This window comes from Micromonospora sp. NPDC005252 (assembly GCF_042872475.1).
In the GTDB taxonomy this organism is placed as follows: domain Bacteria; phylum Actinomycetota; class Actinomycetes; order Mycobacteriales; family Micromonosporaceae; genus Micromonospora.
The window spans coordinates 866,205-891,193 of the sequence record NZ_JBIAKN010000001.1; the positions used below are offsets into that span (position 1 = coordinate 866,205).

The following is a 24,989-nucleotide window of genomic DNA, read 5'->3' on the forward strand; positions in this document are numbered from 1 at the left end:
TCAGGACACCTCGCGGCGGAGCGTCCGGACCATGCCGACGGCCAGTGGCAGGACCATCCAGACCAGCAGGGACACCGACATCCGCCCCCACTGCTCACCGGTGAGCGCGTCGCTGCTGAACAGCGGTTCCATCGTCTTGTTGGTGTCCAGCCAGCCGGATGGGCCGCGCAGGGGCCGGACCATCTCGCCGAGCACCGCCCACAGGGTGGGCAGCAGCAGATACCCCACGATCGCCAGCGGTGGATTGAGCAGCAACAGACCGAAGGCCGCACCCATCAGCACGCTGGCGACCTGGAGGATCGCCGCGTTCAGCAGCAGCGACCAGTCGAACTGCCAGGTGCCCGCGCCGCCGGTGGCGGACGCCACGAGCGTGCCGACGGCGGCGACGGCCAGGCTGGCCAGCACCGAGGCGAGCGCGGTGAGCAGCACGGCGATCAGCTTCGCCCCGATCACCCGCTCACGGCGGGGCACCAGGGCGTACGTCGTGAGGGCGGTGCGTTGCGACCACTCGCTGGTGATCGACAGGATGCCCAGCACCGGCAGCAGCACCGACACCGGCAGCAGCGAGGGGACGAAGAAATCGAGGAAGGTCTGGTCGGCGTCCTTGGCGTAGATCAACTGGAGCGTGACGATCACGGCGGTGACCAGGCCGATGGTGATCAGCAGCCAACGGCCGGCCCGGGTGTCGACGAGCTTGCGCAGCTCCACGGCGGTGAGCCGGAGCAGCGACGGACGGCGTACCGCCGGGTGCTGCCGGGGCGCGACGGCGCCGGCGGCGGGTGCGGTGGTGGTGGTCATCGGACGGCCTCCTTGGTGGACTCGCCGGCGGTGAGGGTGAGGAACAGCTGTTCGAGGCCACCGCTGCCGGCGGGGCGCAGCTCGGCCAGGGCGACGCCCGCGTCGGCGGCGGCCTGGCCGACCGTCTCGGCGTCGGCCTGCACGAGCAGCCCGTCGGTGCCGTCGGTGGCGCTCAGACCCGCCGCGCCCAGTGCCCGGCGCAGTGCCGCGCCGTCGCGGGCCCGCACGAGCGTGCCGCCGCCGGCGAGCAGTTCGTTCTTGTCGCCCTGGGCCACGATCCGGCCGCCCCCGATCACCACCAGCCGGTCCGCGACCGCCTCCACCTCGCGCAGCAGGTGGGAGGAGAGCAGCACGGTGCCGCCCCGGTCGGCGAAGTCGCGCAGCAGGCCGCGCATCCAGAAGATCCCCTCCGGGTCCAGGCCGTTGGCCGGCTCGTCGAGGATCAACACCCGGGGGTCGCCGAGCAGCGCGTGCGCCAGCCCGAGCCGCTGGCGCATGCCCAACGAGTACGCCCGTACCCGACGCTTCGCGGCCACCGCGTTCAACCCGACCAGGTCGAGCTTCGCGGCGACCTCGCGCCCGTCCAAACCCATGGTGTACGCGGACAGCGTCAACGCCTCGCGGCCGGTGCGCCCGGCGTGCTGGGCGGAGGCGTCCAGCAGCACCCCGACCTCCCGCCCCGGGTTGGGCAGGTCGCGGTAGGGGCGCCCGGAGACGGTGGCCCGGCCGGCCGTCGGCGCGGTGAGCCCGCAGATCATCCGCATGGTGGTCGACTTGCCGGCGCCGTTGGGGCCGAGGAAGCCCGTGACCGTGCCCGGCTCGCACTGGAACGACACGTCGTCCACCGCCGGGTGTGGCCCGTATCGCTTGGTGAGGTTCTCCACGGTGATCATGCCGACGAGCGTGCCCGCGCCACCCGGCCATCCGCTGCGGCCGCCGGTCGGTGCCGTACCGACCTTGGTCGACGCTCCGGTCGATACTTTGGTAGCTGGCTGCCGGTGCCCGTTGCTGCCTAGCATGGGCGCGTGACCAGCCTCGCCGTCCCGGAACACCCCTGGCTGCTGCCGGGGGAGCTGGTCGTGCCGGGCGAACGTGACCGGGCACACCCGCGCCGCACCACGCGCGACTGGGTCGTGGACGGCCTCGCGTTCCTGGCCGGGCTGCTCTGGGTGCTGTTCACCACCGTGGACGCCCTGTCGCCCGCCCCGGAGACGGCGATTCCGCTGCCGCACGACTGGATGGTCGGCGTGGACGCGCTGCTCGGGCTGGCCTGCTGCGGGCTGCTCTGGGTGCGGCGACGGTGGCCGCTCGGGTTGGCGGTGGCCACCCTGCCGCTGAGCGCGTTCTCGCTGGCCGCGGCCGTCCCGCTGCTGATTTTCTACTTCACCGTCGTGGTGCACCGCCGCACCGCCGTCGCGATCGCGCTCACCGGTGCCGGCCTCGTCACCAACCTGGTCTTCAGTTGGACGCGCCCGGACCCGAGCTGGCCGTACTGGGCCACCGTGGCGTGGGGTGCGGTGATCACGATCGCCGTGCTGGCCTGGGGGATGTTCGTCCGGGCCCGGCGACAGTTGATCGTGTCGCTGCGGGAGCGGGCCGAGCGGGCCGAGGCCGAGCAGCAGTTGCGGGTCGCCCAGGCCCGGCACCTCGAACGCACCCGCATCGCCCGGGAGATGCACGACGTGCTGGCCCACCGGATCTCGCTGCTGAGCCTGCACGCGGGCGCGTTGGAGTTCCGCCCCGACGCGCCGGCCGACGAGGTCGCCCGGGCCGCCGGGGTGATCCGGGGCAGCGCCCACGCCGCCCTGCAGGACCTGCGGGAGGTCATCGGTGTGCTCCGCGCCGACGGCGGCAACGTCGGCGACGCCCCCGAGCCGCCGCAGCCCACCCTCGCCGACCTGCCCGCCCTGATCGCGGAGTCGCGCGCGGCCGGGATGCGGGTGAACGTCACCGACACCGTCGTCGCGTCGGCGGCCGTGCCGGCGGCGCTGGGGCGGGCCGCGTACCGGATCGTGCAGGAGGGCCTGACCAACGCCCGCAAGCACGCGGCCGGCGCGGCCGTCACAGTGGACGTGGCCGGTGGCCCGGGCGCCGGGCTGACCGTGGCGATCTCCAACCGGTGGCCGCTGGGTACGCCGGCCGGGGCCGAACCGCCGGGTGCTGGCGGTCTGCCGGGCGCCGGCACCGGGCTGGTCGGCATCACCGAGCGGGTCACCCTGGCCGGAGGCCGGTTGGCGCACGGGCGGGACGAGGCTGGCGACTTCCGGTTGGCCGCCTGGCTGCCGTGGCCGGCGTGACCGGGCCGGCCGGCGGGGCCGGGGAGGCCACCGCGCCGGTGCGGGTGCTGATCGTGGACGACGACGCGCTGGTCCGGGCGGGGCTCTCGATGATCCTCGGCGGCCTGCCGGACCTGCGGGTGGTGGGCGAGGCGGCCGACGGCGGCGAGGTTCCGGAGGCGATCGCCGCGTACGCCCCGGACGTGGTCCTGATGGACATCCGGATGCCCCGGGTCGACGGGCTCACCGCCACCGAGGCGCTCCGCGCGCGACCGAACCCGCCGGAGGTGCTGGTGCTGACCACCTTCGACGCCGACGAGCAGGTGCTGCGGGCGCTGCGCGCCGGCGCGGCCGGTTTCCTGCTCAAGGACACCCCTCCAGCGGACATCGTGCACGCGGTACGCCGGGTGGCCGCGGGGGAGGCGACGCTCTCCCCGACGGTGACCCGCACGCTGATCGACCACGTGACCGCCGCCGCCCCGGGTCTGGCCGGACCGGATCCGCGTCGCGAGCGGGCGCTGCGGCTGCTCGGCGGGCTCAGCGAGCGGGAGCGTCAGGTGGCGGTCGCGCTGGGGCGGGGCCGCACCAACGCGGAGATCGCGGGGGAGTTGTTCATGAGCGTGGCGACGGTGAAGGCGTACGTCTCCCGGCTGCTGGCCCGGCTGGATCTCAACAACCGGGTCCAGGTGGCCCTGCTCGTGCACGACGCCGACCTCGTCTGAGCGCCCGTTAGGGGGACGATTAGGGGGCCGGGGGTTGAACTTTCATCCGATGCCGGCCGTACCACTGCCCGAGGATGTCGGTGCGGTGAATCCGCCGTACCGCTGCCGAGCTGCGGGAGGCCTGCCGTGCGTGTTGGTGAGCAGTCGACGGATCCCATCGACCAGGTGCTGGGTGAGGTGCCACTGCCGGCGCCACTGACACCCGAGGATGTCCGGCTCGCGGTCCGGGCGGTGGTCGTGCACACCGCCGAGGAGTGGCCGACCGGGCCGCTGTGTCGCAACGACGGCGCCTCCTACCCGTGCCGACTGCACCGGTGGGGGCGTCGGGTTCTGGAGACACACGGGCTCAACGAGCGGCAGATCGAGGCGTTGATCCAGCACGGCAACCCGTTCGTGCACGTGCCCTTCCCGTTCACCGCGACCGGGCCGTCGTCCGCGCGTCCCACCGGCGCCCGGCCGGCGGCGACCGCCGGCTATCCGGCGCCGGCTCCCGGCCGCGCTGGGCTGCCGGCGCGACACCAGGCCGCGCGGGTCACCCCTGCGGGGGTACGACCTGCCTCTGCCGGCCGGCCGGTGACTCCCCCCGTCACCGCGCCGCGCTGGCCCCGGGCTAGCTGAACGGCGTTACCCCCGCCCGCCCTGTCCGGGGCGACACGACGTCGGCCCGACGCGGAGATTCCCCACCCGCGCCGGGCCGACGTCACACCGGCCGGCTCGTTCAGTCGTTACCGGCGCCGACGCCGCAGTCCGGCGCGGACCAGCTCGTCGTGTTCGAGCTGCGGTCGCTGTTGTTCTCGCGCCGCGAGTCGACGTGCACGTGGTCGTCGTGGTCGGGGTAGCCCGGTCCGTAGATCCCGCTGAAGCCGTTGTCACGGGCGCTCTTGGCCACGCGGCAGAGCGAGGACGTCCGCGAGGTGACGTCGGCGGCGTTGCCGTACAGGTGCTGGCTGTCCGACGCGCCACCGACCTGGTTGTTGCAGGCGCGGCTGCGGAATCCGCTCGACACGTTCAGCGGCTTGTCGCCGAGGCTCTTGCGCAACGCCTCCAATTTCCACATGGTGCGCAGCGCGTTCTGCTTCGTCTGGTCCGCCGACAGCGGACCGCCGCTCCACCCGCTGCCGCCGCAGCCGTTGTCCAACTCGTTGTAGGTGAAGTGCGCGGGTGTGCAGTCGTCGTCCTGGAGCTGGTACAGCTTGGCGTAGGTCTGCGGCCCCGCGATGCCGTCGGCGCGTAGCCCGTACGCCTGCTGGAACCGCTTGACCGCGGCGGCGGTCTTCGGTCCGTAGCGACCGTCGTTCTCCACGATGTCCCGGTAGCCGGCCCAGCCGGCGACCCGGATCTGCAGCTGACGGACGTCGTCGCCGGAGCGCCCCTGGTACAGGTTGCGGTTCCACGTGTAGCAGCCGTCCGCGTACGCTGCCGGCGCGGCGACCACCGACGCGATCGCTGCCCCGGGCATTGCCAGGGCGAAAGCGACAGCAACTCGCTTCAAGGTGTTTACGCGCACAGAAGTCCTCCCGATAGGAGAGCGAATGGGGTTGCTTCGGGACATCGACCGGGACGTCCCGTGATTTCCACCTTCGCACTGATCCGTGCGCTAGGCGGCAATTAACGGGAATTGTCCTCACGATTCGTTGTTTCTGGGCACTGGCTGTGAATTCGACTGATTTGCGAAACAGCCATTTCCCCCTGATCGACCCGGTGGCGCAAGAACCACACCGAACGTCGCATTCGGCCACACCCAGGGTGATGTTCCTCGCCCGTCGGGGGCCGGTAACGTCAGCCCCGGGCGACGGACTGGCGGAGGTGCACGTGGCACGCGGTGGCGTCTTCTGTGTCGAGGGTCAGTGGCACCGCGACCTCAACGAACGCGGTTCCGTGCTGCCCACCCTCGAACTGCTGGAGCGGCTGGGCAAGATCCGCTTCATCCACAAGGACGCGGCCACCCGCGACGAGCTGTTCTACTTCCTGGACCGCTGGCTGCTCAAGCAGTACGCCGACCACCGCGTCGGCTTCTTCGCCATGCACGGCGAGCCGAGCCGGCTCTGCCTCACCGACTGGCAGTCGGTGGAGCTGAACGAGGTGGCCGAGTTGATGGCCGGCCGCTGCGAGGGACGCCGGCTCTATTTCGGCAGCTGTTCGGTCCTACGCGCGTCGGACGCGGTGTTGCGCGAGTTCCTGGAGGTCACCGGGGCCGCCCTGATCTGCGGTTTCACCCGGGACGTCGACTGGGTCGAATCGGCCGCCTTCGAAACCGTCCTGCTCGACGTGCTGGCGAACGGGCAGCGGCACAATGCCGCCGAACTGCGGATGGGCTCCGCGCACTGGGCGCCGCTGGCGTCGTACCTCGGCTTTCGGGTGATCTATGCCAACGGCCGGGCCTGGCGCCCGGCCGGTCGGCCCCGCGTGCCCACCCAGGCGGTGCCCCGCGCCGCCGCCGGCCCCCGCTGATCCGCCGCGGCCGACCTGCCGACCTGCCGCCCGGCCGACCTGCCGCCGCTGGTCGGTGGCCACCCTGGTAGGAACGAGTGATGGCGCCCAGCATCGCGAAGAACACCCGGGTCGACCGGGACACCCTGCTCGACTTCCTCCGGCCTCGGCACCGTGTCGTGCTGATGACCACCCGGGCCGACGGCCGCCCGCAGTCCTCCCCAGTCTCCGCCGGCATCGACGGCCAGGGCCGGCTCGTCGTGTCCACCTACCCCGAGCGGGCGAAGGTGACCAACATCCGTCGTGACCCCCGGGTCTCGGCCTGTGTGCTGTCCGACGACTGGAACGGCCCCTGGGTGCAGCTCGACGGCACCGCTGAGGTGCTTGACCTGCCCGAGGCGCTGGAGCCGTTGGTCGAGTACTTCCGCAGCATCTCCGGCGAGCACCCGGACTGGGACGACTACCGGGCGGCCATGGTGCGCCAGGGCAAGTCGCTGATCCGGGTCACCATCGACGCCTGGGGCCCCATCGCCACCGGCGGCTTCCCGGCCCGCCTCGCCGACTGACCGCGCCTACTCAGTATGCGGCGGTGGCCGCCACCCCAGGCCCGGCGGCGCTCGAACCCCTGAGCGCGCCCGCACCCGCCGGATGGGTTGGCGTGCTGTAGAGCTGCCCCGAATATGGGGCGGGCGATGGCGGCGGCGCGTCCGTCGTGCCCCATATCTGGGGCAGCTCTACAGGGGGCGAGGGGAGGTCGGTTCGGCGGCTCGACAGTCGGTTGCGGCAATCGTCAGTACGCGGCGGTGAACCGCGCGTTGACGTACCGGGGCTGCTCGATCTCGTCGACGATCGCGACCGCCAGGTCCTCGTAGGTGAGCACCGACCGGCCCTGGTCGTCGGTGACCGGCTGGTCGGTGCCGGTGCGGTAATGCCCGGTGCGCTGGCCGGGGTGGAACTCCAGCGGCGGCGGTGAGACGTAGGTCCAGCTCACCCCGTCGGCGGCGGTGCGGTAGTAGTCCAGGGCGTCGGCCTGGCCCAGCGCCGCGTCCCGATACTGCTCCGGGAAGTCCGGCTCGTCGAGGATGCGGGTGCCACGGGGCGTGAGCAGGGTGGACCCGCCGCCCAGGTGGATGATCCGCGGTGCGGCCGGCATCGACCGCAGGGTGGTCACCAGGTTCTCGGCGGCGCTGCGCCACAGCCCGCGCTCGCCGCCGCCGATCGCCACCACCAGCGCGTCCGCCTCCGGGGCCAGATCCCGGACACTGCGCTCGCTGGTGGCGTCGCCGGTGACCGTCCGCACCCCCGCCGGCAGGTACGAGGTGGCCTCCGGGCGGCGGACCGCGGCGATCACCCGGTGCCCACGGTCGGCCGCCTCGGCGGTGACCCGCGACCCGGCGGTGCCGCCCGCGCCAAACACGACGATGGTGCTCACCAGCCCAGGCTAGGGCCGACTCGCCCCGGCGATGCCGTAATGACGAACCCCGCGGGGCGTTCGGGGGAACGTCGGACTGGCGTGGATCGACTACGGTGAGCCGAGCAAGATCCATTGACCTGAACGGGGAATCCATGAAGCACCTCTCCGCCCGTCGCCGGCTGCTCGCCTGGACAATGCCTGCCGCCCTGGCGCTCGCCGTCGTCCCCGCCCTGCCGGCTCAGGCCGCACCGATCAGCACGCCGACCACCGCTGTCACCGGCCCGGTCGACAAGGACCTCAACGGTGACGGCGTACCGGACCTGGTGACCGCCGGCGGCACCACGACGGGCCTCGACTCCGGCGTCTGGGCGGCGCGGGGCCGGATCAACGCGACCACCGGCGTCGGCACCGGCCGGGTGAAGGTCCCGGCGGTGAACATCGGCATCTACGGCAACGGCGTCACCGGCAACGAATCGCCGGCCGACTTCGACGGCGCCCAGATGATCACCGGCAGGTTCTTCGGCACCGCGAACCAGGACTTTCTGGCCTACTACCCGGGTGGCGACAACGCCGGTGGCGGCGTCATCATCAAGGGTGTCGGCGACGGCACGATGGCCAAGCCCTACAACGCCTCGGTCAGTCTCGCGCGCGAATTCCTGGCCGACGACTACGGCAACGCCCCGATCCAGCTCGTCAACGGGTACGTGGCGGACGGCGTCGGCGACGACATCCCCGACCTGCTCGGGATCGTCGGCGACACGACGAACGGCTACCGACTGGCCTACTACCCGAGCGTCTGGGCGGCGGGCCTCTACTTCAGGGTGGCGTTGAACACCACCACCCCGACCGGCGGCAGCGACTGGCAGAACTGGACCCTGGCCAGCACCGAGTTGGCTTCGGGCGTGGCCCTGGTGCTGCGCAACGCCACCACCGGCGACCTGTACCTGTGGCAGGGCGTGACGATGACCGACAACGGCGACGGGACCGGCGCGCTCGCCTACACCCAGTACCGGCTCGCCTCGGGCTGGAACACCGGTGCCGCGATCAGCAGCCTCGTCGCCGCCGACCTGAACGCCGACGGCGTGGTTGATCTGTGGGCGGTGTCCCCGGACGGCAGTGTGCGGGCGTACCTGATCTCGAACCTCTCCGCCACCCGGCCGGCGAAGATCCGCGCGATCCAGGCGCAGCAGCTCGGCTGAGCCGCGGTGCGGGCCCGCCGTGTCGACGGGCCCGCACCGGTCAGTCGACCAGGGCGGCGTAGACGAGCTGGCGCAGCTGGGAGCGCAGCGGGTACGTGCTCGACGGCATGAGCTGGGTGAACAGCAGCGCGGTGATCTCCTCGGCTGGGTCCACCCAGAACGCCGTGCTGGCGACCCCGCCCCAGTAGTACTCGCCGACGCTGCTCGGCACCCGGCTCGGGATCGGGTCCTCGACGACCGCGAAGCCGAGGCCGAAGCCGATCCCGTCGAGGGTGGTCTCGGCGAAGCCGCCGGTGGACAGGGTGCCCAGATCCTGCCCGCCGGGCAGGTGGTTGCGGGTCATGAAACGCACCGTGCGCGGCCCGAGCAGGCGTACGCCGTCCAGCTCGCCGCCGCGCAGCAGCATCTGCGTGAACCGGTGGTAGTCGGCGGCGCTGGAGATCAGGCCACCGCCACCGGAGAGCAGGCCGGGCTTGTGGTGAGCGAGCGTGCCGAGCCGGTCGTAGCGGACCGCCCGCCCGCTACGCGGATCCGGGGCGTAGAGCGCCGCCAGCCGCTCGGCCTCGTCGCCCTCGACCCACCAGCGGGTGTCCGTCATGCCCAGCGGGCCGAAGATCCGATCGGCGAAGAAGGCGTCCAGGCTCTGCCCGGAGACCACCTCGACCAGCCGGCCGAGCACGTCCGTGGCGACCGAGTAGCCCCACGCCGTGCCGGGCTGGAAGAGCAGAGGCAGCTCGCCGAAGGCCGCGCAGGCGGTGGCCAGGTCGACGTCCGCCGGCGGGTACAGGTCGTAGCCGGCCGCCCGGTAGAGCCCGTCGACCACCGAGGTCTGCATGAAGCCGTACGTCAGGCCGGCGGTGTGGGTGAGCAGGTGCCAGACCCGGATCGGCTCGGTCGCCGGCACGGTGTACGGCTTGAGCGCCGAGCCCTTCGAGTAGACCCGCAGGTCGGCGAACTCGGGCAGCCAGCGGCTGATCTCGTCGGTCAGCTCGAAGCGGCCCTCCTCCCACAGCATCATGGCGGCGACCGAGGTGACGGGCTTGGTCATCGAGTAGATCCGCCAGAGCGTGTCGGCTTCGACCGGGGCGCCCGACTCCCGATCTCGCAGGCCGTACGTCGAGGAGTGCGCCACCTCGCCGCGCCGGGTGACCACCACCTGCCAGCCGGCCAGCCGGCCGTCGTCGACGTACCCGCCGAAGTGCTCGTCGATCCGCGCCAGCCGCGCCGGGTCGAAGCCGATCTGATCGGGGTCCTTGCTCCGCGCCACGTTCACGTCGCCGAACCTACTCGCCGGTACGCCCCCGCCGGAAGGGGCCGCCCCCACCGGGCCGTCCCGAGGCGTCGGTGGGCGGCACTAGCCTGGCCGGATGCCGGAGTTGACCGAGGACATGACCTTCCGCCACGAGGACTGGTACGCCGAGGAGCTGACCGACCGCCAGTTCGTGGCGTGCGAGTTCTTCGACGTGGACCTGACCGAGGCGGTCACCCGTGGTGCGGTCTTCACCGGCTGCACGTTCGGCAACGTGCAGTTCAACGCGTCCCGGCATCTCGACTCGGCGTTCACCCGCTGTGTGTTCCGACGCTGCAACTTCTTCGAGGCCGAGTTCACCGGCTGCAAGCTGGTCGGGAGCAGCTTCGTCCAGTGCGAGCTTCGTCCGTTGCGGGTCGACGGCGGCGACTGGTCGTTCGTCGCGCTGCCCGGCGCGGACCTGCGCGCCGCCTGGCTGAGCGGCGTGCGGATGCGCGAGGCCGACCTCACCGGGGCCAACCTGACCGGCGCCACGGTGACCGGCGTCGACCTCTCCGGGGCGCAGCTGCACAACTGCCGCCTCGGCGGCGCCGACCTGCGGCGCAGCGACCTCACCGCGCTGGATCCGACGTCGGTCGAACGGGCCGGCGCCATCGTGGACGCCGAGCAGGCCCTCGTCATCGCGCAGGCGCTCGGCTTCCGGATCGGCTGACGCGGGGTCGCTCCCGGTCGATCGATCGCGGGATCGCCGGCTGTCCCATACCGTCCCGATCCGGACTGGACACGCCAGCCTGTCCCGATTTAGCGTGTCGACCACGCCCGTGCAAACGTGAAGCGACCCACAGTGGACGGTCGATCCCGTCGCGTGCGGTGGTGGCCGGGCGGCGGACTGGAGGGGTCGGTGGCGGACGAGGACCGTACGCGGGCGGATTCGCGGGCCGGGGACGAGTCGACCGGCCGACCGCCGTCGCACCGGCCGCGGAGCGTCGCCCTCGGGCTGAACCACCGGGCGCTGCGCCGGCTCGCCCGCGCCCGACAGCGGCGGCTCTGGGCGCTGGAAGGGCTTGGCGCACTGGTCTGCCTCGTGCTGCTCGTCGCGTACGTCGGCACGCGGTCCGGCCCGGAGTCGGACGACGGTCCGGTCGGTGGCTCGGGTGGCGTGCCCGCCGGAGCCACCCGACCGTCCGCCCTTCCGGCCGCCGACGGGCACGCCACCGATGCCGGGCCGGCGCAGCCCGGTCTGCGCCCCCGGGAGCGGCCGCCCTCGCCCGAGCCGCCACCGTCGACGAGCGCGCCCGCCCCGCCGCCGAAGAAGCCGGGGGCGTCGCCGCTGTCGGTGAGCCGCGCCGAGGTGCCCGCCGAGGTCGACCTCACCGCCGTGGGCACCCGTGACTGGATGCACTGGGGGCTGCGCGGCGGCAACTCGACCGTTCGCAAGCGCGCCGGCTCCGGGGAGATCGTCGACGGTGGTGGGAAGGGCACCCGGGTCGGCTGGGACGGCAATCAGGAGGTCGTCCGCTGGTCCGACGGCGCACCCGAGCGGTCCGATCGCGGCAGTTCCAACGGCGTCTACACCTGTGGCGTGGGCAACGGGTTCACGCTGACGGTCGCCGGCAGCGGGGCGCCGCGCACCGTTCAGCTCTACGCCGGGATCTGGATGGCACAGGGTCGGCTGGACGCCCGGCTGTCCACCGGGGGGCCGGTCAGCACCGTACGCCTGGAGGATCCGTACACCAGCCAGAGCGCCCAGTTCACCATCCGCTTCGAGCTGCCGAAGAACGCCCGGTTGGTGCTGACCTGGACCGTCGAGAAGGTCTTCACCGAGCACTGCGGCAACGTCGGCCTCCAGGCCGTCGCGCTGCGCTGAACCGTCCACGTGGCGGGACAGTTTGTCCGTCGCCCTCGGTCGACAGCGACGTAACTTTCTGCTGTCCCCGTCTCACCTTCCACTGTGGAGGCAGCGCAGATGAGCAGCAGTACCGCCCACCGGTTCCGTCCCGCCGTCTTCTCCGGCGCCGATGAGCTGCCCGGCGAGGTGCTCCGCGACATTCCCCTGCCGCCGTACGTGACGGGCGAGGACGCCCAGTTCGCGGTGCGCGCGGTGGTGGTGCACGCGCCCCGGCGCTGGTCCGGCGGGGTGGTCTGCCGCAACGACGCCAGCCCGCACCCGTGCCGGCTGCACCGTTGGGGCACCCGGGTGCTGGCGCTGCGTGGATTGCGGGCCGCCGAGATCGCCGCGCTCATCGAGCGCGGCGACCCCGCGGCGGTGCCCCCCACACCGAACCGCCCGGCCTGACCCCGCAGTCAGGCCGGGCGGTTCCCGGCCCTCGGTCAGCAGGTGATCGGCTTGACCCAGGAGCACTCCACGCCCTCCGGCGTACGCGGCGTCTCCGGCACCGCGGGCGGCGCGACCCGTGCCGCGCTCGCGCCGTCGTCCCGATGGCCGGCCAGCGCCACGGCGATCTGGTCCTCCAGCGGCTTGACCGACGCCGTCAGGTAGTTGTTCAGCAGGATGGAGAACGCCAGCAGGTGGCCGTCCGCGCTGGTGACGTAGCCGGACAGCCCGGAGACGCCGGTGAGGCTGCCGGTCTTGGCGTGCACGTTGCCTGCCGCCGGGGTGCCGGCCATGCGGCTGCGCAGCGTGCCGCCGACGAACCGTTCCGGCTGCCCGGCGATGGGCAGCGCCGCGTACCAGGTGGGAAACCAGGGCTCGGCCCGGACGGCGGCCAGGAGGTCGACGAACTCCGCCGCCGGCACCAGATTGCGCCGGGACAGCCCTGAGCCGTCGCGCTGGCGCAGCGTTCCGGTGTCCATCCCGGTGTCGGCGACGTACTCGCTGATCGCGGTGAGGCCGGCGGACCAGGTGCCGGCCCCGGAGAGCACCCGGCCGATCTCCTTGGTCAGGACCTCGGCGTGCCCGTTGTTGGAGAGCTTGAGGAACGGCGTCATCAGCTCACCGAGGCTCATCGAGTCGTGTCGGGCCACCGGGTGGGCCGTCTCCGGGGTGGCCTGGCCGAGCACCGTCCGGCCGAGCACCCGTACGCCGTGCCGGTGCAGCGCCGCCCGGAAGACGTCGGCCGCGTAGCCGGTGGGCTCCCAGACGGTCACCCAGTCGCTGGCGGGCGCGTCGCCGACGGCGATCTGACCGGTCACCACGATCGTGTTGCCGCCGTGTTCGCGTTCGATGGAGATCGAGGTCTCGCCCTCGCTGACGGTCTCGGCGCGGTTGTCGATGCGGACGTAGCCGGTGGGAGGCGTGGTGCTGACCAGCGGCCTGGCGCCGGCCCGGTCGGCCGGCGCGGCGTGCACGATCACGGTGCCCGCGTCGTAGTCGGTGTCCGGCGCGACGGTCAGCGCGGAGACCTGCGCCGCGTAGTAGTAGGGCTCGTCGTCCCAGGTCCAGTCGGGGCCCAGCCGGGTGCTGTCGTAGCGGGTGTCGTCGGCGATCAGGTTGCCGGTCACGACCCGGACGCCGTCGGCGGCGACCTGCGCGGCCAGGGCGTCGTAGTCGGCCGCGAGCATTGTCGGATCACCGCCGCCGCGCAGGTACAGGTTGCCGGAGAGCAGACCGGCGCGGCGCTTGCCGGTGGTGTGGACGTCGGTGCTGAAGTGGTGCCCGGGGCCGAGCAGCTCCAGGGCGGCGGTCGAGGTCAGCAACTTGGTGTTGGAGGCCGGGACCAACCGCCGGTCGCCGTTGCGGTCGTAGAGCGTCTGCCCGGTGCTGGTGTCGACGACGACCACTGACGTCTGTGCGCCGGCCAGCCGACTGTCGGCGAGGATCGTGTCGATGGTGGCGCGCAGTCGGGTCGTCGCGGGGGTGGGCGACTCGGCGGTGGCGCCGGACGCGCCGACGGTGGCCGCGGTGACGGCCAGCGCGAGCAGCGCGACAGCGCGCGGAAAGAGACGACGATGCATGCGCCGATGCTGTCACGAAGATAATCGCCAGAGAAGGGCCTCGGCCGAAGGTTATTGCCGCTCGCGTTTACCCGGTCGACCGACCGACCTGTCGTGCCCGCCCCAGTAGTGCCGCTGCGCGCCCATCACCAGCGGCGCCACCAGCGCGGCGAGCGCCCCGCCGAGCAGCGGGAAGACGATGAACACCCAGAGCTGGCGCAGCGCGGTGCCGCCCTCGAAGACGGCCGGACCGAAGGCGCGGGCCGGGTTGACCGCGGCGCCGGTCAGCGTCACGCCGACCAGCTGGGTCGCCGCCAGGGCCAGGCCGATGGCCAGCCCCGCGACGCCCGGGTTCTCGCTGCGGCTCGTCACGACCAGGATGACCAGCACGAAGAGGAAGGTCAGCACGATCTCCAGCACGGCCGCGCCGCCCCGGTTGATGTGCGCGCCGTACCCGTTCGAGCCGAGCGCCCCGGTCTGGTCCGCCACGTCACCCCAGCGGGTCAGCGCCCAGAGCAGGAAGCCGGCCACTGTCGCGCCGGCGAACTGGGCGATCCAGTAGGCCACCGCGCCGATCACCGAGATCTTGCCGGACAGCAGCACGCCGAGCGTCACCGCCGGGTTGACGTGACTGCCGGAGAGCGGGCCGATCGTGTAGACGAGGGCCAGCATGACGAACCCGAAGGCCAGCGCGACGACCACCACGCCGCCCTGGACCCGGGCGGCGACGGCCGCGCCCACGCCGAAGAAGACCAGCAGCAGGGTGCCGAGGAACTCGGCAGCGGCGCGACGGGCATCATCCATTCACTCAGCGTATGGATAATTCGGGCGAACCGATGGGGGAATCGGCGCTGTGAGCAGGGCGACGACCCGCAGTGGGCACAGCGCAGCCGGACATCGCGTTACACAACGCGTGAACACCCACTCCGTCGACGTCGTGGTGATCGGGGCCGGTCAGGCGGGCCTGAGCGCCGCTCACCACCTGCGCCGCACCGGTTTCGCTCCCGGCGACGGCTTCGTCGTCCTCGATGGTGACGACGGCCCGGGTGGGGCCTGGCGGCACCGCTGGCCGACCCTGCGCCTGGAGCGTGTGCACGGCTTCCACGACCTGCCCGGGATGCCCTTCCCTCCCGCCGACCCCCAGCGCCCTGCCGCCGAAGCGGTCAGCGCCTACTTCGCCGCGTACGAGCGGGCCTTCGACCTGCCGGTCCGCCGGCCGGTGCGGGTCCGTGCCGTGCGTTCCCGCCCGGACGGCCGACTCGACGTCGACGCCGGCCCCGACAGGTGGACCGCGCGAGCCCTGATCAACGCGACCGGCACGTGGACCAGGCCCTTCTGGCCGTACTACCCGGGTCGCTCGTCGTTCGGCGGGCGACAGCTGCACACCGCCGACTACCAGGGGCCGGCGGAGTTCACCGGCCGCCGGGTGGTGGTGGTCGGAGGCGGCACCTCCGCGGTGCAGCTCCTCGCGGAGATCTCGACCGTCGCGGCCAGCACGACCTGGGTGACCCGCCGGCCACCGCAGTTCAGCGACGGCGAGTTCGGCCCGGAGCTGGGCCGGGCCGCCGTGGCCCGGGTGGACGCGGCGGTACGCGCCGGACGCCCGCCGGGCAGCGTCGTGGGTGTGACCGGGCTGCCGGTCACCCCCGAGATCCGCCGGCTGCGCGAGCGTGGTGTGCTCGATCGGCTACCCGTCTTCGACCGCATCACACCCGACGGGGTGGCCTGGGCCGACGGGCGTTTCGTCCCCGCCGACATCATCCTGTGGTGCACCGGTTTCCGCGCCGCGCTGGACCACCTGGCACCGCTCGGGCTGCGCGCTGCGGGCGGCGGAATCGTCATGGACGGCACCCGCGTGGTCGCCGACGACCGGGTCCACCTGATCGGCTACGGCCCCTCGGCGAGCACCATCGGCGCCAACCGGGCGGGCCGCGCGGCAGTCAACGAGATCCGCTCGTTGCTCGCCCCCGCCCCCGTGCTCGACTGATCCGGCTCTATTTGACGGATCGCCCGGCAGCGGGCACCGTGGGCAGGGACGGGGCCCGTCAGCTGCCCCGATTCGATGCGACGGCGATGACCGTCCGTCCCTCCCGTCGCCTCCCACGCGTGCTCGTACGCGGGCCAACTGTCCGGTCTGCGCGACAACCGACCGCGAGCCGAGAATCCACGAGGAGTTCCGCCAATGCTCACCATGACCGACAACGCCGTGCTCGTCATCCGTGACCTCGCCAACCAGCAGGACGTGGCCGAGGACGGTGGTGTGCGGATCGCCGCCGACGCAGACGCCGGATCGCTCACCGTGGAACTGGTGCCCGAGCCGGAGCAGGGCGACCACGTCGTCGACAACCAGGGCGCCCGGATCTTCCTCGATCCGGACGCCGCCGAGCTGCTCGGCGACGCCTCGGTGGACGCCACCGTCGACGACGAGGGAATCATCCAGTTCGGTTTCACCGAGCGGCAGTAGCAGGTAAACCGGGCTGCGGTAGCACGTTCACGGCGGTTCTCACCGCAGCGATCGCCCTCGCTGCGGCGGGCCCGGCCGAGGGTTCCGCCCGGGCCCTGCGGCGTCGTCCGGTCGCACCAACGTGGCGAGCACGTGCGCCAGGTGGTGCGACGTGCTCCACGCCGTCCAGTTGGCGATCGACCCGGCGCCGGCGCCCCGACGGGCGCGGCGCAGCAACTCGTGGTCGCCCCAGGAGAACGCCGCCCCGGCGCTCGACCAGTGCGGCGCCGCCACCAGCGTGCGGCACAGGTCGGCGAAGCGGTCGTCGCCCCGGCCGCCACGGCGCGACCAGCGGTAGACCCACCAGCCGTCGTCGGCGGTGTACCGCACGGTGGGCGTCCGGTCGCCGGGGTCGCCGGGGTCGGAGCGCGCCGGACCGACGCCGTAGTCGCCGTAGTCCACCCCGACGTCGGCCAGCCGCTGCCAGAGCTGCCAGTCCCAGCGCTCCAGCCGGACCGGCTCGTCGGTGGGCAGCCGGGACAGCGTCGGCGGCATACCGCCGGCTGCCACCGTCGCCGAGCGCCAGGCGTGGCGGCGGGCCCAGTCCAGCAGCCGGCGTACCCGCGGCTCGGCCACCCGCACGTCCGCCGGGCAGCAGACGTCGCCCGCGTCCACCAGCAGGTCGCACTCTTCCGGCGCGAGGCCGGTGAGCCGCCAGATCCGCTCGACGGCGGTCGTGTCCGCGTCCGGGCCCGCCCGGTCCTGCGCGGCGCGCAGCCGGACCAGCGCCCGCCGCGCGTACGCCCGGGCCGCCGTGCCGTGCGCGACCAGCCGGCGGTCACTCTCCGCGAGCCCGATGACCGGCATCAGCGGTACGCCCCACCGGGCCAGCTCCGTGTCGGCCGAGTCGGGCAGGGCGGTGACGTCGACGGCCGGCAGCAGGCCGGACGGCAGGCGGCGCAGCGCGTCAGTGGTGGAGCGGTCGACGGCGCTGACCTCCAGGATCGGGGCGAGCAGCGGGGCGACCGCGGGGTCGAGGTGGTTCAACGCTTCCAGCTCACCACGTCGGCGGCTGGCGAGGATGGGGCGGTAGACCGGTTCCGCCGCCCGGCCCCCGTGGGCGGGCACCATACTTCAATCTAGTCAGGCATTCGCATGCGTCCACACGGTCCGGGCCGAAAATCTGCTGCCTGGCTGTCGCTTCGGCGACTAAGCTCGCCCGATGTCCGCGTCACCCCACCGTTACCGCTCCGTGGACGAGGACAGCGCCCGCTGGGTCGGGTTCCCGTTCCGCGACGGCGACATCGTGATCAGCACCCGGTCCAAGAGCGGCACCACCTGGATGCAGATGATCTGCGCGCTGCTGGTGCTCGGCACCGCGGAGCTGCCGGCGCCGCTGCCCGAGCTGTCGCCCTGGCTGGACTGGCTGGGCGAGCCGCGCGACGCGGTGTACCAGCGGCTGGCCTCCCAACCGCACCGCCGGTTCATCAAGACGCACACCCCGCTGGACGGGGTGCCGCTCAACCCTCGGGCGCACTACGTGGTGGTGGCGCGGCATCCGCTGGACATGGCGGTGTCCCTCTATCACCAGTCCGCCAACCTGAACCGGGTCCGGATGGCCGAGCTGACCGGCCAGCCCGTGCCGGCGGGACCGCCCCAGGCCCGTCCGTCGGTGCGGCAGTGGTTGCCGAGCTGGGTCGACCACGAGGTGGACCCGCGCGCCGAGCTGGACTCGCTGCCCGGGGTTCTCTGGCACCTGAGCGACGCCTGGGCCCGCCGACACGAGCCGAACGTCGAGCTGGTGCACTACGACGACCTCCAGGCCGACCTGGGTGCCCAGATGCGCCGGCTGGCCGACCGGTGGGGGGTCCCGGTGTCCGCCGAGCGCTGGCCGGCGCTGGTCGAGGCGGCCACGTTCGGCCGGATGCGGGAACGTGCCGACCAGCTCGCCCCGGACCTGCTGGGCGTGCTGCGGGACCGCCGGGCGTTCTTCCGTCAGGGTGGCTCGGGGCAGGGGCGCAGCCTGCTGGACGCGGCCGGTCTGGCCCGCTACGAGGAACGGGCGAGGGCCCTGGCCCCGCCCGACCTGCTCGCCTGGCTGCACCGCGACGCCTGAGGGTGCGCAGACGAGCGCGCGGCGCCGCCTCGACCGTGGTCGGAACGTCGCCGCGCTCTGGCCGTCTCCCACCACCGCAGCCGTTCGGCGGTACGCCAGCGGGGACCTGGCTCGACCGGCCGCTCGCGCCGGTCAGCGTTGTCGATCCCCGGTCGGGGCGGATCCAAACCTGCCGACCGTGGGGAATTCCACCATCTGCCAGTCCCGGCGTGACGCGCGACCGAACGGGGTATGAGCGGGCCATGGAGCATTTCACGATCGCGACCGTCGCCGAGAAGAGCCCGGACTTCCGGCGGGTGCTGTGGACCGGCGAGCACACCCAGCTGGTGATCATGACCATTCCGCCGGGCGGGGAGATCGGCGAGGAGGTGCACGAGGGGATCGACCAGATCCTGACCTTCGTCAGCGGGACGGGCGAGGCCCGGGTCGCCGGTGCGAAGCGGGAGGTCGTCGCGGGCGACCTGGTCGTCGTGCCGTCCGGGACGAAGCACAACTTCGTCAACACCGGCCCGAACCCGCTGGTGCTCTACACCGTCTACGGCCCTCCGGAGCACGCCGACCAGGCCGTGCACCACACCAAGGAGGAGGCCGACAAGGCCGAGGCAGCCGGCGAGGACGAGCCTCCGACGTCGTGACGGCGGCGGCCTGAACCGGGCCGATCCGGGTACGCGCGGCGGGTGACGCAGCCGGCGATCTCCGACTACGGGTTCCTCTCGGACTCCCGTTCCGGCGCGCTGGTGGGGATCGACGGCTCGATCGACTGGTGGTGCCCGCACCGGTTCGACGGCGCCTCGGTCTTCGGGCGGCTGCTCGACCCGCGCGCCGGGCACTTCCGGTTGGCGCCGGTCGGCGCCGGTGGCCCCGGCTTTCGGGTGGAGCGCTCGTACCGGCCGGACACGCTTGTGTTGCGCAGGGTGCACCACACGCCGCAGGGCAGCGTGGCGGTCACCGACGCGCTCGCCGCCGAGACCGGCGCGCGCGCCCACGATGTGGGGATGAACTCGCCAGCCGTGCTCATCCGGGTGGTCGAGGGCCTGTCCGGGCGGGTCCGGATGGAGCTGGACTTCGCGCCCCGTCCGGAGTATGGGCTGCTCACCCCGTACCTGCACGAGCAGCCGGGCGGCGGGGTGCGGGCCGACGCCGGCCCGGTGGTGCTGGTGCTGCGCGCCGGCGACCTGCCGCTGCGGGCGGGCCGGGACCGGGTCACCGAGGAGTTCGAGGTCTCCGCCGGTCAGGTGATCGGGATGGACGTGGCCTTCGGAGAGGCGTACGGAGCCCCGCCGCCCCGGATGGACCCGCTGGTCGCCCTCGCCGAGACGACGCGGGCGTGGGAGGCGTACCGGGAGACGCACCGGTACGACGGCCGGTACCCCGAGCTGGTCCGGCACAGCGCGACAGTGCTGACCGGTCTGACGTACGCCCGCAGCGGCGCGGTGGCCGCGGCGCTGACCAGCTCGTTGCCGGAGCAGATCGGCGGCGACCGCAACTACGACTACCGCTACTCCTGGTTGCGGGACTTCTCACTGACCATGCGCGCGCTCTGGGTGGCGGCCTGCCCGGACGAGGCGTCGCGGTTGTTCGCCTGGGCGGCCCGGTCGATCGGCCGGTTCGGCGACGAACCGGTTCCGGTCCTCTTCGGGTTGGAGGGCGAACGTGACCTCTCCGAGCACCACTGCGACCACCTGCGCGGATACCGCGACAGCCGCCCGGTGCGGGTCGGCAACGACGCCTGGCGGCAGCGGCAGCTCGACGTACCGGGTGAGGTGCTGTCGGCGGTGTGGAGGCTGCGCGACTACCTCGGCGCCCCATTCGAGGAGGAGCTGCGGGAGATGGTGCTCGGGCTGACCGAGCAGGTGGCCGCGACGTGGCACCTGCCGGACCGGGGGATGTGGGAGACCCGGGACGAGGAGCGGCACTACCTCTCCTCCAAGGTCTCCTGCTGGCTGGCCATGGATCGGGCAGTGGGGCTCGCCGACCGGCTCGGTGAACGGGCCGACCCACGGCGCTGGGCCGGCGTCCGGGACGAGATCCGCGCGGCGGTGCTGCGCGAGGGCTGGAACGACCGGATCGGGGCGTTCACCGGTGCGTTCGGGTCGCCGGAGCTGGACGCCTCGGTGCTCACTCTGCCGATGGCGTACTTCCTGCCGGCGACCGATCCCCGGATGCGGTCGACCATCACGATTGTGGAGCGGGAGCTGGGCACCGACGACGGGCTGCTCCGGCGGTGGACGACCGACCCGGCCGGGTTCCTGCTGTGCTCGTTCTGGCTGGTGGAGTGCCTGGTGATGGCGGGTGAGACGCGTCGGGCCGAGGAGCTGTTCGAGCGCGTGGTGGGTCACGCGAACGACGTGGGTCTGTTCAGCGAGCAGATCGACCTGACCACAGGTGCGCAGCTCGGCAACACGCCGCAGGCGCTGTCCCACATCGGGCTCATCAACGCGGCCTGGCGGCTGACCGAGCCGAACAGCTTCTGATCGGCCCGCCGGAATCCTGCAACAGACCTGCAAGCGCCAGCCATTGACGCTGATGCGTGCGCAGTCCTAGCCTCGAAGAGACGGGAAAGCCCTTTCCCACGGCTTTCATCCCGCTTCACCCCGCTGTCGGAGCCGGGCATCCGACGGGGCACACCGATCCCCGCTTTCGAGGCAGCGCGCCGTGCCGGCACGTCCCCGCGCGGCCAGATCCAGGGATCGCCACCACACGCGTCAAGGAGGACAACCGTGCACAAGAGACGACACCCCGGCCGACGACCACTGGTGCTGGCGGTGGGCGCCGGCGTGACGGCGGCGGCGCTCACCGTCGGCATGACCTCGGCCTTCGCGGCCACCATCTTCACCGACACCTTCAACGACGGCGACGCCTCCGGCTGGTCCAAGTCCGGCGGCACCTGGGCGGTCGACGGCTCGGGCGTGCTCAACCAGTCGAACGCCGGCAGCGAGCTGGCCCGGCAGTTCGCCGGTCAGACCAGCTGGACCGACTACTCCGTACAGGCCCGCGTCCGGCCGGCGAGCTTCGGCTCGTCCAGCGCCCTGGTCGGCCTGGCCGCCCGGTCCACCAGCAGCACCAAGATGTACCGACTGGCCCTGCTCGGCTCCGGCCGGGCCGAGTTGCAGGCCGTCAACGGCAGCAGCATCACCGCGATCGGCTCCGCGTCGCTCGGCGTCGCCGCCGGCACCTGGTACACCCTGCGCATCGAGGCGAGCGGCAGCACCATCCGCGGCTTCGTCAACGGCACCCAGATCGCCTCCGGCAGCAACAGCCTGGCCAGCGCGGGCCGGATCGGCCTGGTCACCGCGTACGCCAGCGGTGGCTTCGACGACGTGGTGGTCGACTCGTCCGGCGGCGGCACCCCGACCACGCCACCGGCGACCACCGCACCGCCGAGCACGCCGCCGCCCACCACGTCGGGCCCGACCACCCCACCGCCCGCGGGTTGGCCGACGCCCACCAGCAGCCAGAAGGTGGACGCGACGATCGGAGTCACCGGCACCTTCGACGGCGGGCTCAAGCGCTACTACGGCATCGGCGACGGCGGGCAGAGCGAGAGCCAGGACCCGATGTTCGAGCTGGCCGCCGGCGCCACCCTGCGTAACGTGATCATCGGTGCGCCGGCCGGCGACGGCGTGCACTGCGAGGGCGACTGCACCCTCGTCAACGTCTGGTGGGAGGACGTGGGCGAGGACGCCGCGACCTTCCGCGGCGGCAGCACGTACACCGTCGACGGCGGTGGCGCCCGGTCCGCCAGCGACAAGGTCTTCCAGCACAACGGCCCGGGCACCGTCTACATCAAGAACTTCCGGGTGGAGAACGCCGGGAAGCTCTACCGGGCCTGCGGCAACTGCTCCACGTCGTACCAGCGGCACGTCGTGATCGACAACGTGGTCGTCCGGGACACCGACGCGATCGCCGGCATCAACACCAACTGGGGCGACACCGCCCGGTTCAGCCGGATCACCATCGTCGGCGACACGGACCGGGAGACCTCGATCTGCGTCAAGTACAAGGGCGTACCCAAGGGCAGCGAGCCGACCAAGATCGGCGAGGGCGCCGACGGCGTCAACTGCTTCTACACGCCGTCCGACATCACCTACCAGTAGGCCCGGCCGCCGGCACCCCACCCTCGGTGGGGTGCCGGCTCAGGCCAGCACGGGTACGCCGGAGACGTCGACCGTCTCCGGATACTTCAGCCCCGCGCCGGTGTTGAGCACCACCACCCGTTCCCCGGCGCGGATCCAGCCACCGGCGCGTAGCTGCCGCGCCGCGGTCAGGCAGGCCGCTCCCTCCGGGCAGAGCAGCAAACCCTCGCGGGCGGCGAAGTCCCGCAGGTCGGCCAGGATCTCCGCGTCGTCGACGGCGACCGCGGTGCCGGCGGACGCCCGCAGCGCGGCCAGGATCAGCTCGTCACCCAACGGGGACGGCACGGTGATGCCGAACGCCACCGTGTGCGCGTCCTCCCACGGCTGGGCCCGGGACTCACCGGCGGCGAAGGCCCGCACGATCGGCGCGCAGCCGGTCGACTGCACCGCCACCAGCCGGGGCAGCTTGTCGCCGACCCAGCCCAGCTCGCGCATCTCGTGCAGCGCCTTGTGGATGCCGATCAGGCCGACCCCGCCACCCGTCGGATAGATGATCACGTCGGGCACCTGCCAGCCGAGCTGCTCGACGATCTCGTACCCCATCGTCTTCTTGCCCTCCAGGCGGTAGGGCTCGCGCAGCGTGCCGGCGTCGAAGATCGCCCCGTCGGACTCGGCGATCAACTCGGCCACCCGGCGGCCCGCGTCGCTGATCAGCCCGTCCACCAGACGCAGATCGGCTCCGGCGGCCACGCACTCGCGCCGGCAGATGGTCGGCGCCGCCAGCGGCATCACGATGGTGGCGCCCATCCCGGCACGTGCCGCGTACGTCGCCCACGCCGAACCGGCGTTGCCGTTGGTGGGCATCGCGATCCGCTCGACGCCCAACTCGCGAGCCCGACTCACGCCGACCGCGGCGCCGCGCGCCTTGAACGAGCCGGTCGGGATCAACCCCTCGTCCTTGACCATCAGGTCCGCGATGCCGATCTCGGCACCGTACGACGGGGCACGCAGCAGCGGCGTCCAGCCCTCACCGAGCGTGGTGACGTGCCGGGGATCGGCGACGGGCAGCAGCTCCCGGTACCGCCAGAGGTCGGCCGGGCGCAGCGGGAAGCGTTCCGGGGTGACCGCCTTCGCCACCGCCGGCAGGTCGTAGCGGGCCAGCAGCGGCGAGCCGCACTCGCAGAGGTTCTGCAGCTTGTCGGCGGCGTACTCCAGGCCGCAGCGTGGGCAGTCCAGATGGGTCAGGTACACGTCGCTCCTCGCCGTCAGGCCGCGTCGATGCTCAGCCACCGTCGGCTGCGCCGGCCCGGCTCGTACGCCGAGTCCAGCCGCTTGGCGACCACACCCGGCAGCCCCTGCTCCCGCCCGGTGCGCAGGGCCTCGTCGCCGGCACCGGGAAACCACGGCGGAGTCTGCCAGTGCGTACCGGTCAACGCCAGCCCATCGAGCAGTTCCCGGCGTTGCGCGTACGGGACGTTGACGCTGCTCACGCCCTCCAGCCACAGCAGGTCGACGAGCAGGAACTGGGCGCCGGCCGGGACCCGGCCACCGCTGGCCGGGCGGGCGGGACGCACCCGGCCCGAGCCGTCGATGCGGACGAGCACGCCGTCGAGCACCGCCTCGGTGGGCGCCAGCGCCTCGGCCATCGCGCGCAGCCACGGGTAACCGCCGGTGATCTCCTCGTCGGTCTCGGAGAGCAGCCGCAACCGCCCGCCGGAGACGTACGCCATCGCACGGACTCCGTCCCAGCGCAACTCGTATCCCCATTCGGCGCGGTCGCGGGGCAGCCGGGCGGCGGGCGTGGCGTGCATCGGGCGGACCAGCTCGGGCATCGGCGTCCAACCCGGCGGCGCGGGATCGGTGCGGCGGATCATCCAGTCCCGGCCGCCGGTGGCGAACAGCGCGTAGCGGCCGGCGGTGCGGTCACCGGAGAGGGTCACGATGACCTCGTCGTCGCGCCACTTCTCGCAGCGGTACGTGCCCCGGTCGTGGATGACCATCCGGCCGCCCCCGTACTCGCCGGCGGGGATCTCGCCGGAGAAGTCGAGGTACTCCATCGGGTGGTCCTCGGTGTGCACGGCGAGGTGGTTGCGGCCCGGATCGCGGGGCAGACCGCGCGGCACGGCCCAGGACGCGAGCACCCCCTCGTGCTCCAGTCGCAGGTCCCAGTGCAGGCTGCGGGCGTGGTGCTGCTGGATGACGAAGCGGCCCGCGCCCTCGTCGGGCCCGGTCGCCGTGGGGGCGCGTTCCGGCACCGGCTCGGGCGTACGGGCCGCGTCGCGCCGGCGCCGGTACTCCTGGAGCCGGTCCGTCACACCCGCATTCTCCGGCAAACCGGGCCAATGCGCTGGTCGCCGGAGTGTCCGGTTCGC

At 72.8% G+C, this 24,989-nt stretch carries 25 protein-coding genes; 15 read left to right on the top strand and 10 right to left on the bottom strand.

The genetic code is table 11. The features are described from left to right. Together ACFYPH_RS04215 and ACFYPH_RS04220 are read right to left on the bottom strand one after the other, a co-directional pair. Positions 1-798, bottom strand: a complete 798-nt coding sequence (locus tag ACFYPH_RS04215; RefSeq protein WP_387178809.1) for an ABC transporter permease — start codon at positions 796-798, stop codon at positions 1-3. Further along, positions 795-1,691 carry an ATP-binding cassette domain-containing protein gene (locus ACFYPH_RS04220; RefSeq protein ID WP_355063179.1) on the bottom strand — a complete coding sequence of 299 codons (897 nt, stop codon included), beginning with the start codon at positions 1,689-1,691 and terminating at the stop codon, positions 795-797. The genes ACFYPH_RS04215 and ACFYPH_RS04220 overlap by 4 nt, the downstream gene beginning before the upstream one ends. Positions 1,692-1,823: 132 nt before the next feature. Between ACFYPH_RS04220 and ACFYPH_RS04225 the strand changes: the two genes are divergently transcribed. From ACFYPH_RS04225 to ACFYPH_RS04235, 3 genes are all read left to right on the top strand, one after another. Continuing rightward, entirely contained in the window at positions 1,824-3,095 is a 1,272-nt protein-coding gene (locus ACFYPH_RS04225) for a histidine kinase (protein WP_354855844.1), read from the top strand. Then, complete coding sequence (locus tag ACFYPH_RS04230) at positions 3,074-3,796, top strand: response regulator (protein ID WP_387179360.1); 723 nt, start codon at positions 3,074-3,076, stop codon at positions 3,794-3,796. Before ACFYPH_RS04225 ends, ACFYPH_RS04230 begins: the two co-directional genes overlap by 22 nt. Before the next feature lie 126 nt (positions 3,797-3,922). Then, a complete protein-coding gene (locus ACFYPH_RS04235) occupies positions 3,923-4,414 on the top strand; it encodes a hypothetical protein (RefSeq protein WP_354855842.1) in 492 nt (163 codons plus the stop codon). 100 nt (positions 4,415-4,514) lie between these two features. Here ACFYPH_RS04235 and ACFYPH_RS04240 read toward each other — a convergent pair whose 3' ends face one another. Further along, positions 4,515-5,303 (bottom strand): D-Ala-D-Ala carboxypeptidase family metallohydrolase, encoded by a 789-nt coding sequence (locus ACFYPH_RS04240; protein ID WP_387178813.1) that lies wholly within the window; start codon positions 5,301-5,303, stop codon positions 4,515-4,517. 305 nt (positions 5,304-5,608) lie between these two features. Between ACFYPH_RS04240 and ACFYPH_RS04245 the strand changes: the two genes are divergently transcribed. Then, complete coding sequence (locus ACFYPH_RS04245) at positions 5,609-6,247, top strand: DUF6642 family protein (RefSeq protein ID WP_354855840.1); 639 nt, start codon at positions 5,609-5,611, stop codon at positions 6,245-6,247. A gap of 80 nt (positions 6,248-6,327) precedes the next feature. Continuing rightward, the gene (locus ACFYPH_RS04250; protein ID WP_354855839.1) at positions 6,328-6,792 is read left to right on the top strand and encodes a PPOX class F420-dependent oxidoreductase; all 465 of its coding nucleotides are present in this window, start codon (positions 6,328-6,330) and stop codon (positions 6,790-6,792) included. A 224-nt stretch (positions 6,793-7,016) separates the two neighbouring features. Here the strand turns inward: ACFYPH_RS04250 and ACFYPH_RS04255 are convergent, their stop codons facing one another. Beyond that, positions 7,017-7,658, bottom strand: a complete 642-nt coding sequence (locus ACFYPH_RS04255) for an NAD(P)-dependent oxidoreductase (RefSeq protein WP_387178817.1) — start codon at positions 7,656-7,658, stop codon at positions 7,017-7,019. A gap of 134 nt (positions 7,659-7,792) precedes the next feature. Between ACFYPH_RS04255 and ACFYPH_RS04260 the strand changes: the two genes are divergently transcribed. After that, complete coding sequence (locus ACFYPH_RS04260; RefSeq protein ID WP_354855837.1) at positions 7,793-8,839, top strand: hypothetical protein; 1,047 nt, start codon at positions 7,793-7,795, stop codon at positions 8,837-8,839. A gap of 40 nt (positions 8,840-8,879) precedes the next feature. Here the strand turns inward: ACFYPH_RS04260 and ACFYPH_RS04265 are convergent, their stop codons facing one another. Further along, positions 8,880-10,112, bottom strand: coding sequence for a serine hydrolase domain-containing protein (locus ACFYPH_RS04265; RefSeq protein ID WP_387178820.1), 1,233 nt, complete (start codon positions 10,110-10,112; stop codon positions 8,880-8,882). Between the two features lie 94 nt (positions 10,113-10,206). Here ACFYPH_RS04265 and ACFYPH_RS04270 point away from each other — a divergent pair, with 94 nt between their 5' ends. The 3 genes from ACFYPH_RS04270 to ACFYPH_RS04280 all read left to right on the top strand — a co-directional run bounded on the left by ACFYPH_RS04270 (position 10,207) and on the right by ACFYPH_RS04280 (position 12,384). Continuing rightward, on the top strand, positions 10,207-10,800 hold the full coding sequence (locus tag ACFYPH_RS04270) for a pentapeptide repeat-containing protein (protein ID WP_354855835.1): 594 nt from the start codon (positions 10,207-10,209) through the stop codon (positions 10,798-10,800). A gap of 189 nt (positions 10,801-10,989) precedes the next feature. Next, complete coding sequence (locus tag ACFYPH_RS04275; RefSeq protein ID WP_387178823.1) at positions 10,990-11,955, top strand: hypothetical protein; 966 nt, start codon at positions 10,990-10,992, stop codon at positions 11,953-11,955. 99 nt (positions 11,956-12,054) lie between these two features. Beyond that, positions 12,055-12,384, top strand: coding sequence for a hypothetical protein (locus ACFYPH_RS04280; RefSeq protein WP_387178826.1), 330 nt, complete (start codon positions 12,055-12,057; stop codon positions 12,382-12,384). Between the two features lie 35 nt (positions 12,385-12,419). Here ACFYPH_RS04280 and dacB read toward each other — a convergent pair whose 3' ends face one another. Together dacB and ACFYPH_RS04290 are read right to left on the bottom strand one after the other, a co-directional pair. After that, the gene (dacB, locus tag ACFYPH_RS04285) at positions 12,420-14,003 is read right to left on the bottom strand and encodes a D-alanyl-D-alanine carboxypeptidase/D-alanyl-D-alanine-endopeptidase (protein ID WP_387178829.1); all 1,584 of its coding nucleotides are present in this window, start codon (positions 14,001-14,003) and stop codon (positions 12,420-12,422) included. 51 nt (positions 14,004-14,054) lie between these two features. Next, positions 14,055-14,786 carry an aquaporin gene (locus ACFYPH_RS04290; protein WP_354855831.1) on the bottom strand — a complete coding sequence of 244 codons (732 nt, stop codon included), beginning with the start codon at positions 14,784-14,786 and terminating at the stop codon, positions 14,055-14,057. A gap of 109 nt (positions 14,787-14,895) precedes the next feature. On the opposite strand from ACFYPH_RS04290, the gene ACFYPH_RS04295 reads away from it, so the two are divergent. Both ACFYPH_RS04295 and ACFYPH_RS04300 read left to right on the top strand, forming a co-directional pair. Continuing rightward, complete coding sequence (locus ACFYPH_RS04295; RefSeq protein WP_387178833.1) at positions 14,896-15,969, top strand: NAD(P)-binding domain-containing protein; 1,074 nt, start codon at positions 14,896-14,898, stop codon at positions 15,967-15,969. 195 nt (positions 15,970-16,164) lie between these two features. Then, a complete protein-coding gene (locus ACFYPH_RS04300; RefSeq protein ID WP_354855829.1) occupies positions 16,165-16,446 on the top strand; it encodes an adhesin in 282 nt (93 codons plus the stop codon). Positions 16,447-16,485: 39 nt separating this feature from the next. On the opposite strand, the gene ACFYPH_RS04305 is transcribed toward ACFYPH_RS04300, so the two are convergent. Further along, positions 16,486-17,556 carry a hypothetical protein gene (locus ACFYPH_RS04305; RefSeq protein WP_354855828.1) on the bottom strand — a complete coding sequence of 357 codons (1,071 nt, stop codon included), beginning with the start codon at positions 17,554-17,556 and terminating at the stop codon, positions 16,486-16,488. A 91-nt stretch (positions 17,557-17,647) separates the two neighbouring features. Between ACFYPH_RS04305 and ACFYPH_RS04310 the strand changes: the two genes are divergently transcribed. The 4 genes from ACFYPH_RS04310 (at position 17,648) to ACFYPH_RS04325 (ending at position 22,638) form a co-directional block, all read left to right on the top strand. Further along, positions 17,648-18,541, top strand: a complete 894-nt coding sequence (locus tag ACFYPH_RS04310) for a sulfotransferase domain-containing protein (RefSeq protein ID WP_387178836.1) — start codon at positions 17,648-17,650, stop codon at positions 18,539-18,541. 242 nt (positions 18,542-18,783) lie between these two features. Then, positions 18,784-19,176, top strand: coding sequence for a cupin domain-containing protein (locus ACFYPH_RS04315; protein ID WP_354855826.1), 393 nt, complete (start codon positions 18,784-18,786; stop codon positions 19,174-19,176). 42 nt (positions 19,177-19,218) lie between these two features. Further along, a complete protein-coding gene (locus ACFYPH_RS04320) occupies positions 19,219-21,015 on the top strand; it encodes a glycoside hydrolase family 15 protein (RefSeq protein ID WP_355063197.1) in 1,797 nt (598 codons plus the stop codon). A 246-nt stretch (positions 21,016-21,261) separates the two neighbouring features. Further along, positions 21,262-22,638, top strand: coding sequence for a pectate lyase (locus ACFYPH_RS04325; RefSeq protein ID WP_355063199.1), 1,377 nt, complete (start codon positions 21,262-21,264; stop codon positions 22,636-22,638). Positions 22,639-22,677: 39 nt separating this feature from the next. On the opposite strand, the gene ACFYPH_RS04330 is transcribed toward ACFYPH_RS04325, so the two are convergent. Together ACFYPH_RS04330 and ACFYPH_RS04335 are read right to left on the bottom strand one after the other, a co-directional pair. Continuing rightward, positions 22,678-23,868 (bottom strand): threonine synthase, encoded by a 1,191-nt coding sequence (locus tag ACFYPH_RS04330; RefSeq protein WP_355063201.1) that lies wholly within the window; start codon positions 23,866-23,868, stop codon positions 22,678-22,680. A 14-nt stretch (positions 23,869-23,882) separates the two neighbouring features. Further along, a complete protein-coding gene (locus ACFYPH_RS04335; RefSeq protein WP_387178842.1) occupies positions 23,883-24,932 on the bottom strand; it encodes a DNA polymerase ligase N-terminal domain-containing protein in 1,050 nt (349 codons plus the stop codon). Positions 24,933-24,989 lie beyond the last annotated feature (57 nt).

What these genes read in the sequence shown, in the direction of transcription:
- ACFYPH_RS04310 (WP_387178836.1), top strand. Translation starts at nt 17,648, where the DNA reads ATGTCCGCGTCACCCCACCGTTACCGCTCCGTGGACGAGGACAGCGCC.
- dacB (WP_387178829.1), bottom strand. Translation starts at nt 14,003, where the DNA reads ATGCATCGTCGTCTCTTTCCGCGCGCTGTCGCGCTGCTCGCGCTGGCC.
- ACFYPH_RS04290 (WP_354855831.1), bottom strand. Translation starts at nt 14,786, where the DNA reads ATGGATGATGCCCGTCGCGCCGCTGCCGAGTTCCTCGGCACCCTGCTG.
- ACFYPH_RS04215 (WP_387178809.1), bottom strand. Translation starts at nt 798, where the DNA reads ATGACCACCACCACCGCACCCGCCGCCGGCGCCGTCGCGCCCCGGCAG.
- ACFYPH_RS04300 (WP_354855829.1), top strand. Translation starts at nt 16,165, where the DNA reads ATGCTCACCATGACCGACAACGCCGTGCTCGTCATCCGTGACCTCGCC.
- ACFYPH_RS04270 (WP_354855835.1), top strand. Translation starts at nt 10,207, where the DNA reads ATGCCGGAGTTGACCGAGGACATGACCTTCCGCCACGAGGACTGGTAC.
- ACFYPH_RS04260 (WP_354855837.1), top strand. Translation starts at nt 7,793, where the DNA reads ATGAAGCACCTCTCCGCCCGTCGCCGGCTGCTCGCCTGGACAATGCCT.
- ACFYPH_RS04280 (WP_387178826.1), top strand. Translation starts at nt 12,055, where the DNA reads ATGAGCAGCAGTACCGCCCACCGGTTCCGTCCCGCCGTCTTCTCCGGC.
- ACFYPH_RS04250 (WP_354855839.1), top strand. Translation starts at nt 6,328, where the DNA reads ATGGCGCCCAGCATCGCGAAGAACACCCGGGTCGACCGGGACACCCTG.
- ACFYPH_RS04220 (WP_355063179.1), bottom strand. Translation starts at nt 1,691, where the DNA reads ATGATCACCGTGGAGAACCTCACCAAGCGATACGGGCCACACCCGGCG.
- ACFYPH_RS04315 (WP_354855826.1), top strand. Translation starts at nt 18,784, where the DNA reads ATGGAGCATTTCACGATCGCGACCGTCGCCGAGAAGAGCCCGGACTTC.
- ACFYPH_RS04305 (WP_354855828.1), bottom strand. Translation starts at nt 17,556, where the DNA reads ATGGTGCCCGCCCACGGGGGCCGGGCGGCGGAACCGGTCTACCGCCCC.